This window comes from Paenibacillus sp. RC73 (assembly GCF_044908085.1).
GTDB classification, from domain to species: Bacteria; Bacillota; Bacilli; order Paenibacillales; family Paenibacillaceae; genus Paenibacillus; species Paenibacillus terrae_A.
Genome location: NZ_JBIYCV010000004.1, coordinates 259,854 through 274,098, shown reverse-complemented (window position 1 = coordinate 274,098; position 14,245 = coordinate 259,854). Strand labels below are relative to the sequence as shown.

Annotated in this window: 17 protein-coding genes; 3 read left to right on the top strand and 14 right to left on the bottom strand. The window is 47.8% G+C overall.

All coding sequences use genetic code 11. The annotated features are described in order from the left end of the window. Positions 1-340: 340 nt before the first annotated feature. The 5 genes from tatC to ABH897_RS11195 all read right to left on the bottom strand — a co-directional run bounded on the left by tatC (position 341) and on the right by ABH897_RS11195 (position 3,435). Positions 341-1,111 carry a twin-arginine translocase subunit TatC gene (tatC, locus tag ABH897_RS11215; protein ID WP_404520259.1) on the bottom strand — a complete coding sequence of 257 codons (771 nt, stop codon included), beginning with the start codon at positions 1,109-1,111 and terminating at the stop codon, positions 341-343. Between the two features lie 112 nt (positions 1,112-1,223). Continuing rightward, entirely contained in the window at positions 1,224-1,475 is a 252-nt protein-coding gene (locus ABH897_RS11210) for a twin-arginine translocase TatA/TatE family subunit (RefSeq protein ID WP_283655009.1), read from the bottom strand. Between the two features lie 179 nt (positions 1,476-1,654). After that, a complete protein-coding gene (locus tag ABH897_RS11205) occupies positions 1,655-2,137 on the bottom strand; it encodes a MogA/MoaB family molybdenum cofactor biosynthesis protein (RefSeq protein ID WP_013309212.1) in 483 nt (160 codons plus the stop codon). A gap of 112 nt (positions 2,138-2,249) precedes the next feature. Next, positions 2,250-2,738 carry a cyclic pyranopterin monophosphate synthase MoaC gene (gene moaC / locus ABH897_RS11200; RefSeq protein WP_137061965.1) on the bottom strand — a complete coding sequence of 163 codons (489 nt, stop codon included), beginning with the start codon at positions 2,736-2,738 and terminating at the stop codon, positions 2,250-2,252. Positions 2,739-2,775: 37 nt separating this feature from the next. After that, on the bottom strand, positions 2,776-3,435 hold the full coding sequence (locus ABH897_RS11195) for a 5-formyltetrahydrofolate cyclo-ligase (RefSeq protein ID WP_404520262.1): 660 nt from the start codon (positions 3,433-3,435) through the stop codon (positions 2,776-2,778). 274 nt (positions 3,436-3,709) lie between these two features. Here ABH897_RS11195 and ABH897_RS11190 point away from each other — a divergent pair, with 274 nt between their 5' ends. Next, entirely contained in the window at positions 3,710-5,668 is a 1,959-nt protein-coding gene (locus ABH897_RS11190) for an ABC-F family ATP-binding cassette domain-containing protein (protein ID WP_283655007.1), read from the top strand. Between the two features lie 123 nt (positions 5,669-5,791). Here ABH897_RS11190 and ABH897_RS11185 read toward each other — a convergent pair whose 3' ends face one another. From ABH897_RS11185 to tsaE, 5 genes are all read right to left on the bottom strand, one after another. Beyond that, the gene (locus tag ABH897_RS11185; protein ID WP_404580769.1) at positions 5,792-5,947 is read right to left on the bottom strand and encodes a hypothetical protein; all 156 of its coding nucleotides are present in this window, start codon (positions 5,945-5,947) and stop codon (positions 5,792-5,794) included. Positions 5,948-6,265: 318 nt separating this feature from the next. Then, positions 6,266-7,330, bottom strand: coding sequence for a tRNA (adenosine(37)-N6)-threonylcarbamoyltransferase complex transferase subunit TsaD (tsaD, locus tag ABH897_RS11180; protein WP_404580768.1), 1,065 nt, complete (start codon positions 7,328-7,330; stop codon positions 6,266-6,268). Beyond that, entirely contained in the window at positions 7,327-7,842 is a 516-nt protein-coding gene (gene rimI / locus ABH897_RS11175; RefSeq protein WP_283655005.1) for a ribosomal protein S18-alanine N-acetyltransferase, read from the bottom strand. Before rimI ends, tsaD begins: the two co-directional genes overlap by 4 nt. Positions 7,843-7,859: 17 nt before the next feature. Continuing rightward, positions 7,860-8,696: a tRNA (adenosine(37)-N6)-threonylcarbamoyltransferase complex dimerization subunit type 1 TsaB gene (gene tsaB, locus ABH897_RS11170; protein WP_404520263.1), complete on the bottom strand. Its 837-nt coding sequence runs from the start codon at positions 8,694-8,696 to the stop codon at positions 7,860-7,862. Between the two features lie 3 nt (positions 8,697-8,699). Continuing rightward, positions 8,700-9,179: a tRNA (adenosine(37)-N6)-threonylcarbamoyltransferase complex ATPase subunit type 1 TsaE gene (gene tsaE, locus ABH897_RS11165; protein WP_283655003.1), complete on the bottom strand. Its 480-nt coding sequence runs from the start codon at positions 9,177-9,179 to the stop codon at positions 8,700-8,702. A 135-nt stretch (positions 9,180-9,314) separates the two neighbouring features. Between tsaE and ABH897_RS11160 the strand changes: the two genes are divergently transcribed. Beyond that, complete coding sequence (locus ABH897_RS11160; protein ID WP_283655002.1) at positions 9,315-9,842, top strand: cysteine hydrolase family protein; 528 nt, start codon at positions 9,315-9,317, stop codon at positions 9,840-9,842. A gap of 88 nt (positions 9,843-9,930) precedes the next feature. Here ABH897_RS11160 and ABH897_RS11155 read toward each other — a convergent pair whose 3' ends face one another. The 4 genes from ABH897_RS11155 to ABH897_RS11140 form a co-directional block, all read right to left on the bottom strand. Beyond that, entirely contained in the window at positions 9,931-10,110 is a 180-nt protein-coding gene (locus ABH897_RS11155) for an aspartyl-phosphate phosphatase Spo0E family protein (protein WP_283655001.1), read from the bottom strand. A gap of 178 nt (positions 10,111-10,288) precedes the next feature. Further along, positions 10,289-10,729: a hypothetical protein gene (locus ABH897_RS11150; RefSeq protein ID WP_404591916.1), complete on the bottom strand. Its 441-nt coding sequence runs from the start codon at positions 10,727-10,729 to the stop codon at positions 10,289-10,291. Between the two features lie 14 nt (positions 10,730-10,743). After that, positions 10,744-10,947, bottom strand: a complete 204-nt coding sequence (locus ABH897_RS11145; RefSeq protein ID WP_404592141.1) for an amidase domain-containing protein — start codon at positions 10,945-10,947, stop codon at positions 10,744-10,746. Positions 10,948-10,970: 23 nt separating this feature from the next. After that, positions 10,971-11,882: an amidase domain-containing protein gene (locus tag ABH897_RS11140; protein ID WP_404591914.1), complete on the bottom strand. Its 912-nt coding sequence runs from the start codon at positions 11,880-11,882 to the stop codon at positions 10,971-10,973. Between the two features lie 1,090 nt (positions 11,883-12,972). On the opposite strand from ABH897_RS11140, the gene ABH897_RS11135 reads away from it, so the two are divergent. Beyond that, on the top strand, positions 12,973-14,178 hold the full coding sequence (locus ABH897_RS11135; RefSeq protein WP_283654998.1) for an L-threonylcarbamoyladenylate synthase: 1,206 nt from the start codon (positions 12,973-12,975) through the stop codon (positions 14,176-14,178). The last annotated feature ends 67 nt before the right edge of the window (positions 14,179-14,245 follow it).

The window sequence follows — 14,245 nt, the reverse complement described above, 5'->3', positions numbered from 1 at the left end:
AGCACTCGACACTCGTCAGTGCTAACAACCAACTTTATGATACTCAACTTGAGATTGAATTTCAAGTCCCTGATGTATTTTTTATGGGAATTTTTATGGACGGCCCTTCTCGATTATATCCATCTGTCCTAAAAATAACCGTTACCTCAGGCTAATGGTTATTTTTAGGGCAGCTATGCTGCTATTTTTTATGATCTGTTTTCAAGACAGCTAAGCTGCTGCTTTTCATGATCTACAAATGGTTATGATCTGTCAATCCCTGATCTTCATGGTCTGCAAGTTGCCATGTAGCTCCAGAACCCTAAGATACCGTTTTGCACGGAAATTCGGGTTCTACCTGTTACCGCTCCGGTGCTACACGCAGTTGTGCCTCCCGTTCTTCGTCTGCACGCAGTTGCCTGCGGTACACCACTGCCGACATATACACACTCACTTCATACAGCACCAGTAACGGGATCGCCACCAGGAAGTCGGAGATAAAATCCGGGGGAGTTATGACGACAGCGACAAAGACAAGCAAAAAATAAGAAATTTTCCGCCATTTGCGAAGCCTCATCGGAGTGAGTACCCGAATTCCCGTCAGGAACATGATGAGTAGCGGCAATTCAAACAACAGAGCCACAGGCAGCACAATATTAAACATGAAGGTGAAATATTGGGCGATGCCATACGTTTCATGCAGTCCCATACTTTTGGTGACAGACGACGTAAACTGAATCGCCATCGGGAAAACAATAAAATAGGCAAAAGCTGCACCAATCACAAACAGCAGCAGCACATAAGGCACATACCGCAAAGTCGCATTCCGTTCTTGCGGTCGCAAGCCTGGACTAACAAACTTCCACAGCTGGTAGCATGCAAACGGCAGTGCAACCGCAATTCCGATCAGCATGGCGATCTTCATATAGATGCCTATTCCGTCCCAGAAGGAAAATGCATTCAGCTGAAAAGCCTGCGCCGAACCGGAGCGAATAAGCCAGTCATAGACAGGACCTGCGGCGAATAAACCACCAGCCAGTGCCAGAACAAATACAATCAGCACATAAATGATTCTACGACGTAGCTCGCCCAGATGCTCCATGAGCGGCATTTCATGCTCTGGTGGGGTCAAACTCGCTCCTCCTTTCTGGATCGGACGCAGCTGCGCCTCCTAAAAAATAAAGCCCTTCCCTGGAGAAGAGGCTCTTCTTGAAATTGTAAAAGGCATCAAAAATGAAACTAACCTAAGATAACCGTTTATCCTCCGGCTGGGGCTGCACTTCTGAAGCCGTCGTCTGGGATGCTTTGGCCGTACTATCCTTACTGTCTTTGCGTTCAGTCCGCTGGTCTTCAGACAAAATGTCACGTGCTCCGTTTTTAAACTCACGGAATGTACGCCCCACAGCGCGACCCAGCTCAGGCAGCTTGTTCGGACCGAATAGCAGCAGCGCCAGAATAATTAACAAAATATAACCCGGTGCTCCGATATTAGGCATGAGCGTTATCCTCCTTATGTTGACGGGCAAAAACTAAAAACAAGAAACAGCATCTGGTATACAGACGCAGAAACAACCATGGGTACCCTACTTGTCCGTTGTATGTTTCTTGTATAGTTAGCCCGCATACAGTCATGTAAATTCTTACGGATATCATACCACACTCGACGTGCTGCCTTCTACCGGAACTGGCCTGTCACCATAAGAAGCGCCTCTGGCAATTGATCCATAATAGCCGCCAAATTTTCATGCACGCCCTTGGGCGTTCCCGGCAAATTCACGATCAGCGTACGCCCCCGGATCCCTACGATTCCACGAAAAAGCATGGCCGCCGGATTTTTCTGCATCACAATCATACGCATCGCTTCCGCCATGCCGGGCACTTCCCGTTCCACGACCCGCCGAGTCGCCTCGGGTGTCACATCACGGATTGCCAGCTCGGTTCCGCCCGTCGTCAGCACCAGGTCTGCATGAAAATAATCGGTCATTTCGATTAAAGCCGCAATAATTTCATCCGGTTCATCGGGAACGATCCGGTACTCCACAATCTCTCCGCCCAGCTCTTCTTCGATGAGTTCCCGGATGACCTGTGCGCTTGTATCCTCACGCTCTCCCCTCGCCCCTTTATCACTGGCTGTCAGGATCGCCGTTTTCCACACCATAAGATCACCCTTCTCCTATCATGAAAGAATACTTTCTCTTCTGAAAATCAGAAACAGCTACGCTGCATTCTCCACTACATCACAGTACCCTCTCGGCGACATGTTGTCTATGTCAAGGTTCCCGGTGGTCCTCCCTTTGGAAATCCCCATGCTTGCCACCTGTTTTCGATTGCAGCATGGTAGGGCCGATGATCATATCTTTTTGCAGCGCCTTGCACATATCATACACGGTTAACGCTGCGGCTGAAGCCGCTGTCAAAGCTTCCATTTCCACACCTGTCTTGCCCTCAGTCTTCACTTCGGCTTCAATATGAAGCACATCATGTCCATTATCGGAAAACGTAATATTCACGCCCGTCAGGGCCAGCGGATGGCACATCGGAATCCAGTCCGACGTTTTTTTCGCGCCTTGAATCCCGGCGACCTGGGCCACAGCAAGAACATCGCCCTTGCCGATCCTACCCTCTTTCACAGCCGTGAGTGTAGCCGGATTCATCGTAATCCGCGACACGGCGACTGCTGTACGAACCGTGGACGCTTTGCCCGAAATATCCACCATACGAGCTCGTCCCTGTTCGTTAAAATGAGTAAAGGAATCCACGACTCCCTCACAGCTCCTTTCACATGCCGACTTCGCTTCATTCATCGTTTGTTTTTTCTGATTTTGCAATATCGCAATGTATGGGACCTTCCGGGGTAAAAAGCACATCCACCCTCAAATCCCCCGGCTCCATGGGTACCTGCTCCTGCAATTGTCCCGGCAGCAACAGCGAAACATAAAGCGGACCTGCATTACCGTTGGCACGCTTCTCTGCTTCTACCTGTACGGTGAAACGATCATAGTAGCCTCCGCCGTAGCCGATTCTGCCCCCATGACGATCAAAAGCCAATCCCGGCACGACAACCCAGTCGATTCCCGACCACATTTCAGGCGCCCATTGATCGCATGTGGGCGCAGGCTCAGGAATGTTCCACATGCCAGGCACGATATCGCTGTGCTGCCCCATCTGCCTCAGCTCCATGGTCCGGGTTACCGGGTCCACTCTGGGAGCCAGCACACGGTCCCCCCGTGACCAGCAATGCTCGATAAAGGGAGTCGTAGAAAACTCGCTGCCAAAAGAAAGATAGCTAAATACCGTCAGCCTATCTCCGTTTCTGTCTATTCTAAGCTGCTCCCATGCCTCAATTGCATGCCGACAGGCCACAGCCGATGCCTCCTGCCGCGTCAGCGGGTCCATGGAGTCCCGCGCCTCCCGTTGCTGCAAGCGCAGCGCGTTTTTCACACTCCAGACATCCAAAGAATATCCGTCCTCCCGCACAATCGTCGATAATGCTTTAAAACGTTACTATTTGTCCAATTGTCAGTAAGTCTTGTACCTTGCAAGCTTTTTTCATTTTTTTTCAGTTCTCGTTTAAGTTTATCATTGTTTATACAAATTGACTACACGCGGCTCAAGGGTTTACAGGGTGATAGCAGTGCATTAGTGGGTATTTTCATGTAAACTGGAAGGAAGACACCCTGCGGAGGAAGCGGGGAAAACTGTGCATAATGTAATGGAGGAACGATACGCGATGCTATTGCAAGTAACTGGAATTACGAAATCCTACGGAATTGAGCCCGTTCTGGACGGGATTAACCTTCAAATATTGGAACGTGAACGCATTGGACTGGTAGGTGTGAACGGCGCGGGCAAATCGACATTGCTCAAAATCATCGCTGGAGAACTATCATATGACGGTGGACAAATTTTCAAGGCGAAGGAGACCAGCATTGGTTATTTGGCACAAAACAGCGGCTTGAACTCCGACCGATCCATCTGGGCAGAAATGATGCTTGTATTCACTCCACTGATCGAAGCCGAGCGGGAACTGCGGCAGTTGGAGCAGGAAATCGCCGACCCCGCCAATGCGCAGAACGAGAAGCGCTATGCAGATCTGCTGGAAAGATATGCGAGAAGGTCGGACTGGTTCAAGGATCACGGCGGCTATGAAATGGAGACCCGTATTCGCAGCGTGCTTCATGGTATGGGCTTTGGCTCGTTTGCACCGGAAACGCCTGTATCCACACTGAGCGGTGGACAGAAAACACGTCTCGCGCTGGCCCGCATCCTGCTGCTCGCCCCTGACGTACTCATGCTGGATGAGCCGACCAACTATCTGGACATTCAAACGCTGACCTGGCTGGAAGATTATTTGCGCGGCTATTCTGGCTCGTTGCTGGTCGTATCCCATGATCGTTATTTTCTCGACAGACTGGTGACCACCATTATTGAAATCGAGCGTCATCGTTCGACCCGGTATACAGGTAACTACAGTCGATATATGGAGCTGAAAGCTGCCGAGTACGAAACCAATCTCAAGCACTATGAGAAGCAGCAAGGGGAAATTGCCCGTCTGGAGGCATTCGTACAACGCAATATCGTACGGGCTTCCACGACCAAACGCGCCCAGAGCCGCCGCAAGCAGCTGGATAAAATGGATCGAATGGATCGGCCGATGGGGGATCTGAAAAAAGCCCATTTTTCCTTTGAAACAGCTTATATGTCAGGGAAGGAAGTACTGGAGGTACGCGACCTCTCCGTGGCCTATGAAGGTAAGAAACCGTTATTTCAGCATGCATCCTTCGACTTAAAACGCGGCGATACCGTTGCGCTGATTGGTCCGAACGGAATTGGAAAATCGACGTTGCTCAAATGCCTGACCGGAACGTTAAAGCCTGCTGCCGGGTCGATTCACTGGGGCACAAAAATCAAAATCGGCCTGTATGATCAGGAGCAAACGAACCTGAACCCGGCCAATACGGTGCTGGAGGAGCTATGGAGCGAGTACCCCCATATGGAGGAGGCACGAATTCGCACAGTGCTGGGTAACTTCCTGTTCAGTGGTGACGATGTACTGAAAAAGGTAGCTACTTTAAGCGGCGGTGAAAAGGCTCGCGTCTCTCTCGCCAAGCTGATGCTGCGCGAAGCCAATGTGCTGATTCTCGATGAGCCTACCAACCATCTCGACCTGTTCAGTAGAGAAGTGCTGGAGGCTGCCCTAATCGACTATGACGGCACGCTGCTGTTCATCTCCCATGACCGTTATTTCCTTAACAAAATGGCGGAACGTGTCATTGAGCTTCATCCTGGAGGAATAGAACATTTCCTGGGGAATTATGATGACTATGTAGACAAAAAGCAGGAGCTGGCGGAAATTGCGCAAGAAGCTCTGGAGGCCAGTCAGGCAACAGGCAGCAAAGCATCGTCTGTATCCGCAACGGTCGAGACAACACCCAAAACAGGTGCAGCAGCCTATGCCGCAGACAAACAAGCCAAGAGCGAGGAACGCAGTCGACAGCGCAAGCTGGAGACACTGGAAAATCAAATCAAAGAGCTGGAAGAACAAATTACCGGGCTGGAGGAGCAAATGACTCTGCCAGAGGTTTATCAGGATTACACGGCGCTTCAGGATATTCAGGCACAACTTGACGCACGCAAGCAGGAATTGACAGCAACCTACGCATCATGGGAGGAACTGTTAGAGGAGTAAGATCTGCTTCACAATTATGGCCTTAAAAATTTCACATTTGCCCCATTCGTCTTTTTATACACAAAGATATCCACAGAATATGTGCATGAAATGTATTGAAAAATGGCCTTTAGGGCCATTTTTTTATTGATAAAAAGCCATTTTCATATGAAAACCAAATTTATCCACCCTTTTATCCACATTATCCACAGATTTCTCAAAACCTAAAGATGCAAAATGCCCCCTGTTCTTGCATCCCAAAAAAGTCTTAAGCTGCTTGCTTCGAGCTTGATTATCCACATTTCGGACGGGATATGTGGATAACTTTGTTCACAACTTGACAAATCATATCATTGTTCGGGGAGTATTAAATTTCAGATTTTTTTGATGAATGCTGAAAAATCGTGCAACATCATGACGAATGTTGCGGGAGAATTAGACAGTAAAATTCCCCGGCTCAAATTCCTGTATTTATGCCTCTTGAATTTTATATATAGAGATGTATACGTATTTTTCGAATTTAGCTTATATATTACATAAAAAGACACGACCCAAATGAGTCGTGTCCCTATCCACTTTCTTCACTTACCTTCTACTCACTAGCCAATGCCTCTCCAATTAAGATTGGACGGACCACTCTTCCAGAGACAGCCCGGGATCGGCTTTCATGTCCAGCGAGGTGAATTCGCCACGCTTCCACTTGGCGAAAGCTGCCGCACCAATCATGGCTGCATTATCCGTACAATATTTCATAGATGGTACTAGCAACTCAATACCTTCACGCTCGCAACGTTCGCGAAGTGCCGTCCGCAGTCCGCGATTGGCGGCAACACCGCCACACAGCAGCAGTTGCTTCGCGCCGTATTCACGCATAGCACGAATCGCTTTTTCTACCAGCACCTCCACGACCGACTCTTGAAAGCCTCTTGCGATAGCTCCGGCATGAACAGTTTCTCCGCGCATTTTCGTCTGGTTGATCACATTCAATACCGCCGATTTCAAGCCGCTGAAGCTAAAATCATAAGAATCCGGCTCCAACCATGCACGCGGCAAGGTGATAGTTTCCTCCGATTCATGAGCCACTCGGTCTACGTGCGGACCACCGGGATACGGAAATCCAATAGCACGGGCTACCTTGTCGTAGGCTTCCCCAACCGCATCATCCCGTGTGCGGCCAATCAGGTGAAAATGACCCTCGGACTCCATCCATACCAGCTCCGTGTGCCCACCCGATACGACCAGAGCAATGCATGGATATACGATTTTATGCTCCAACTGATTTGCATAAATATGTCCTGCGATATGATGGGTTCCGATCAACGGCTTGCCGAACGCCATGGCGGCGCTCTTGGCGGCAACAATGCCCACCAGCAGCGCACCAACCAGTCCCGGTCCTTGCGTCACGGCAACCGCCGAAAGCTCGCGGGGCGTAATTCCCGATGCTTGCATGGCCTCGTCCAGCATGTAGGTAATGCTCTCCACATGCTTGCGGGATGCCACCTCTGGCACAACTCCGCCAAAGGCTTTATGTGTTTCAATCTGACTGGAAATCAGGTTAGAAAGCACCTCGGTGCCATTTTTCACGACGGACACAGCTGTCTCGTCGCAACTCGTCTCCACTGCCAGTATATAGCAAGGCTCGCCAGAGGCGGCGCCTGTACCTGCTTTTTCCTCTTGCGTCATTGCTTCTGCACGCTTCCTTCCTGTTCACCGGATGCCCCATGTGCGGGAAGATCCGCCCACATGATCACGGCATCCTCGTTATTATCCGAATAATAGCCCTTACGGACGCCCGCTGGCTTAAAGCCTTTTTTCTCATACAAGCCCTGAGCAATCCGATTCGTCACCCGTACCTCCAGCGTCATGCGTTCCATCCCCAGATAAGAGGCCGTTTGCATTAGCTCGTCCAGCAGCTTATCTCCAAGCTTGCGCCCGCGATAGGCCTCACGAACGGCAATATTCGTAATATGAGCCTCGTCCATAATCGTCCACATCCCTGCGTAGCCGATGGCCTGTCCGTTCAGCTCCATAATCATATATTTAGCAAAATGATTCATCGTCAATTCATTGCGGAACGCTTCTTCCGTCCACGGTAGCGTGAACGCTTCATGCTCAATCGCCAGCACATCGGGAATATCATCCAGCTGCATCAGTCGAAACTCCAGCTTTTCTTCCCGTTGTATGTTCTTTGCCATGTTGTTCACCGCTCTCTTCAGCGCTGACGAAGCAGATTGGCTTCCGCCTCCGCCAACTGGGTATAGTTTGGAACCAGCGTATGTAACTCGTCATGTTCCTGACGAAGCAGCTTATCCGCCCCAAGGCGGCCAACCCATCTTCCTTCCAGCTCATACGGTACGATACGAAGCTCGCTCCATGCACGCAGGCGCTCGGCTGTTTCTGCGTGAACCGCCGTTTCACCGACCAGCCAAATGACCGCAGGGCGCTGTTCGGACGGCAAAGCCTCCAGCCGTTGCAGCAGGTCCTCAGTCCAAGTGGCCATCAATCGGATCTCATCCGGTTCCAGACGCTGCGGAATCCCGGTATTGCCGTCCACATTCGCTGCGAACAAGCCTGTGTAAACCTGTCCGCGCCTTGCATCCAGCACTGGAACAATCCAGTCTGCCGCCTGCTCTCCGGGCGAGTGTATACTTGCTAACTCACTTCCAGCTTCTTGCCCCTGCGACTCGGTGCCACGGCTCCAACCGCCCCAGGCCAGCGCCTGCAAAGTGGATACGGATGTCACCGGGACTCCCCAGGCCCAAGCAAGTGTTTTCGCTGCGGTCACCGCAATGCGAATGCCTGTGTAAGACCCCGGTCCCACACCCACCGCAATGCCGTCCACATCATCTCGTGTCAGCCCGTCTTCGTTCAGAAGCCGTTCCAATTCGGAAATCACGTGCACCGAGTGATTGCGTTCGCCATAGACATTGCTTTCTCCCAGTAACTCTTTTCCGTTCATCAGAGCGGCCGCCATCACGGTCGTCGCTGTATCTAACGCCAAAAACCGCTCACGCGGCTTTACATTCTCATCTGTATGCTCTCTTTGCATGCTTCAAACTCCATTCTCCCGCAAACTGCGGCACCATTGTTCATAAGGCTCGCCGTACCCGGTAAGGTGAATCAAGCGCTCCTCCACATCCGTTGTTTCTATATACATGTGAAGCCGCTGCTCCGGCAACATATCTGGTATAATACTGCCCCATTCGACCAGACATACGCCTGTCCCGTAAAAATATTCGTCCAGCCCAAGATCCTCTGCCTCATCCTGTGTAATACGGTACACATCCATATGGTACAAGGGCAATCGGCCTTCATACTCCTTAATGAGCGTAAAGGTGGGGCTGTTTACGATACCCGGGACACCCAGATGACTGGCAAAGGCTTTGGAAAAAGCGGTTTTGCCCGCTCCCAGGTCTCCATCCAGCACGATCACCGTTCCGGGAACCGCTTTGGCTGCCAAAAACCCTGCCAAAGTCCCGGTCTGAGCCTCTCCGGCAGAACGGAACGTAAACTGTTCCTGCGAAATTTTCATATATTTTAATCACCTTTCGTCCGAATCGGACCGTGCCAACTTGTCCTTTATTATATAGTTCACCTTATGTCGCCGCAAGGCATGAAGACATGCTATTGTAAGATAGATGAAACATACAGGGAGGGAATCGAAACGATGGGACAAAACGTTTTACTCATAATTGACGTGCAGCAAGCTATGTTTATGTATGATGAGAAGCTGTACCGAGAGCAGGAAGTTGTAGAGCATTTGCAGCAGCTTTTGACCAGAGCCAGAGCTGCAGGTACACCGGTGATTTTTGTGCAGCATACCGATGAAGCGGATGAGGATTTCCGGGAAAACAGTGTAGGCTGGGCCATAGCCGATGCAGTGCGTCCCCTTCCCCATGAGCGAATTGTCCGTAAAACATCCTGGGACAGCTTTTACCAAACCGAATTGGACAATGTGCTCAAGGAACTGGGAGCTGATCGGCTCATCATTGCGGGGATGCAAACCGAGTTCTGCCTCGACACGACCTGTCGGAACGCCTACAGTCTGGGGTACCAGAATAATGTGCTTGTGTCGGATGCGCACAGTACATTTAATAGTAAAGTGCTGAGTGGCGAACAAATCGTTGCACACCACAATGAGATGCTCGGTAATCGTTTTGTACGTTTGCTTGCAACGGAGGCTGTACATTTTTAATATGAATCATTCTGATTTTAAGGCATGTATGATAAAATAATAGAGCGAGTCACCCGCCAAAAGTTTCTCGCTCAGAGGTCGATTGCTTTCAAGCAGTCGGCTTTTTTACATTTGTATAGAAGATCCGATTGTATTGGTTGATGAGTTCGTCGAGAAGCATAGATTGCTTGAGCACACGTGCATCATCCAATCCGTGTTCTTTTTGAAGATCGTAGAGCTTCTGTCTGTTCTTTTCCAAGCGATATCGTAAAATTTCTTGCTTTTTCATCACAATTCCTCCTTTTATGATCTTAGTGTAAGAGGTTATTTCTATTATGAGGATGAATAAATTCAGAAAAAATGTCCGATTTATAGAAAAAAGACCAGCTTGAGCTGGCCTTTGATTAAAGTTAACATTTAGCATAAGATTATCAGTCGCTAACGAATAATATCAACAAATCACTAATTCACGATGAATCTGGCTGGCTGAGTATATAAAGCTTGATTAACTCAATAAGAGTAAAAAAAAGACCCCGTGTGGGGTCTTGAAAATTATCTCTAACTGTAACATTGGTTGTTTGAGTGTCAGAGCTTTTAGTGATAATCAGTAAGTATTTGATATTTTTTTTCTCTACTGATATTACCTTGTTGCTCTCGACTTCAGTTATTTCCCATCCCTCACCTTTGAGTTTTTCTTGATATGAAGCATTAAAATTTTCAAAGGACTGAGGAATTTTATAGTTCTTTAAATCTCTAGCAGATTTTTCATCGACTTCGATGGCAGTGCTGGGAACAGGTAAATTGTTAAGTTCCTGAACATTTTCATATTCAGTACTAACCTCCTTGGTCGAACTGTCTGTTACATTTGAGCATGATGCAAGGATTATTAATAATACTAAACAAATCAAGCGCATAAAACACCTCAGTCATTTGGGCTTCTTTTTGCAGTACTCATTTTCCATGCATAAACCTTGTACCCATTTGAATACCAAGTAGATAAGGGAGCGTCTTTTCTATCTGTTGTATGCTGAGTCAAAAAGAAACGGCCATTCGTAAACTCAGTTATAATAGCTGTATGATCGATGTCACCATCATTATTGAAGTCAGCATTTACTGGGTCTCCCATTGACATATCGTTTGTAATAGATGCTAATTTAGCTCTATACTTCCAGTGATTATAGAAATTATTTGCCCCCCCCCCCAGCTATGAGATGGTTTAAAGGGGGAGCCATTTCTAAAGTACCAAGCATCATCACCAGTTAAATATAAACCATCCCATTCCAGCATACCACCAGCGTATAATGCCTGTGAAACAAAGTTGGTGCAGTCATTCCAACATGCTCTACTTACAGAACAACCAAAATAATCGGCGTAGTACTTAGAGTAAGTTGGATTACGGTCATCCCACCATTTGTAAGCATAGTCTCTTGCATTAACTGAACTGTATCCATTTGCATATCTTAACGGTTTTATGTCCGCCTTTTCTTGATAAACTGAGGCTTCAACAGTTGTAGGAGCCTCAACTGTTGAAGCCTCAGATAAGGATACTGGTACAAGTTCCAACAGTTCCGCTAAGTCTTTCTCATTAATGGACTTTGCATATAATTTTGATTTAAGGTTATTAATAATCTTATTTTTCTCAGCGTTTTCGTATAAATCCACAAACTTAACTAGCTTCACAATCTCTTGTCTGTCAGACTCTGAAAAGTCATCAAGTGATACCCCTAATGACTTTATAAATCTTTGATATTCAATGTTGTCGAGATCTTGATTGATTTTAATATTTTTTTCTGCAATATACTTTTCTACAATATCAAAAGCTTTAGCATATTGTTTTAAGGCTTCGTCTTTTGTAACATTTGTTTCTTTAAGGGTATTGATTCTTAGTTCGGTTTTTCCTTGCACAATGTTATCTACCAATGTAGAAAAAGACGAATTGGGTTTAGCTTTTGACGTCAATTCCTTTTCTACGTCTGCTGATGCAGGCGATGCTATGAATGAGGTGGTTAAAAAAGAAATAACAAGTATCGGACTAACAATTTTATTTATAAATTTTAACATAATTGCACCCCTTTATGTTATTTATAGTATAAAGACTAGCACACAGCCGAAAATATTTTAATATGCCGTTTATATCAAAAAACGATGTCGTATTTTGTCTTTTCAGGATTATTTGTTTATTTTTGATGAATCTGATATTTCATAAAGATAGCTGTGGCTATTGAAATAAAAATATTTTATTAAATAATGATAAAATGAGTCACCCGCCAAAAGTTCCTCGCCCAAGAACGAATTTTTTACACAGTAGTTTCTTTCATGTGCTGCATAGAAGGTTCATTATACTAATTGATAAGTTTTTATCCAGAACGTTGGACTGCTTGAGCACACTAGAATTATCCGATCCATATCTTTTGCAGATTGTAGAGCTTCTTTCTGTCCGTTTCTAAGGAATGTTGCAAAATTTCTTATTTCTCATCCCAATCCCTCCTTTCACATTCTTAGTCTAAAGCGTTATTTCTAAATCTATGATGGATAAATAAAGAAAACATGTATGATATATAGAAGAAGACCAGCCCTTGAGCTGGTCCTGAATTAGAATTTAACGTTTAGCATATATTATCAACCGCTTCCATGTTTTACTTAAATAATAAAAGGCTAATTCGTGTAGAAAACGAGTAAACTGCTCAGATATGTGCTGCTGCGTATAATGTCCTACGGCTTGTTGCTGTTGTTGTATATATTCTGTAATTTCCTTTTCAAACCATTGTCTACATCTATATTAAATCGGTTCGCTGCCTCAATAATATTCACTTCTCTTTCACCTTACTTTAATTACGACCAGAGCCATAGTCTCAGTTACAGCGGACATCTGCTATGGTAAAATATAAGACGATATTTTTTTATTTATATACGGATAAGGAGATTTTGTACCCATGAACAATCCGAGTAAGCAATGGTTAGGCGGCGCAGCAATGATTATCTCTGATTACACTTGTGGCTTGCGTCTCCTCGGGAACTTCACAGGCCGACTATGACAGCTTAAATGAACGTGTGGCCGAACGTGTTCTCATTTCCAGAATGGCAAGCTGTTGACCAAGGCCCAATCAGGCCTTAACTGAGGAACTGCAATTTAATATGAAGAAAGTTTGTGATGAACTTGATAAAAGCGGATACAACTGAATTTGCTGTTCAATGGAAGACTCAGGGAAATCAAGAAACTATATACTGGCAGCTAACCCCACCCAAGGCGGCCGGAGAAACTGTACGGCAGTATTCTGCACAAGATGAGCGGTTTATTGCCGAAGCGGCAGCTTTATTACTTAGCGGAGGTACGGTGGCCTTCCCTACTGAAACGGTCTATGGCCTAGGAGCAGACGCATGCAACACCGCCGCAGTAGAAGCCGTGTTCGCCGCCAAAGGTCGACCGGCTGACAATCCTCTGATCGTGCACATTGCTGAGCGGAGCCAGCTCGAGGAACTGGTTACTGGTGTAAATAAGACTGCCGAAGCGTTAATGGATGCTTTCTGGCCGGGGCCGTTGACATTGGTGCTGCCTGTCCGGGCAGATGTCCTGTCGAAGCGCGTGACCGCCGGACTTGACACCGTCGCTGTACGGATGCCTGACCATCCCACTGCACTGGCGCTGCTGCGTGCGGCTCGCATTCCCGTAGCGGGGCCCAGCGCTAACCGCTCCGGTCGGCCAAGCCCCACATTGGCCTCTCATGTGATGGATGACCTGGCAGGTTACATCAGCGGTGTTGTGGACGATGGGGCCACAGGCGTCGGATTGGAGTCGACAGTGGTACAAGTGCAGCCTGACGGGACAGTGACCATACTGCGTCCAGGCGGTATCACGGGCGAACAGCTGGAGGCGGTAGCTGGTATTACGGTCTCTACGCAGGCTAATACGGCGGGCCCACTTCACAAAGAAGCAGCAGTCGCTCCGGGCGCTGCCAATGACGACCATTCGGCACCGCGTGCGCCGGGTATGAAATATGCCCATTATGCACCGCGCGGATGGCTCGGCCTGGTAGGCGGTGCTTCGCCGCAGCGCGTAGCGGACGCGGCTGCTGGGCTACTGCGCAATGCGGACAACAGGGGCGAGGTTACAGGACTACTTCTTTTTGAAGAACACAGATCCTTGTATGCCAAGGATGCTGCTTCCTGCGTCGTTTCTCTGGGTTCGTTATCCTCACTGGAAGAGGGGGCCCGCTTCTTGTATGCCGCGCTGCGTCGGTTCGATGAAGTGGGAGCGACCTACATTATCGCTGAGACCTGCCCGGATACCGGACTTGGCGCAGCCATCATGAACAGGCTGCTCAAAGCAGCTCGTGGTTCTCTCATTGATACCAATTGACCATACAAGAAAGCTTTACTGCTGAACACGCCTCAGCCATACCGGGCGCATATCCTCAATTCAAATA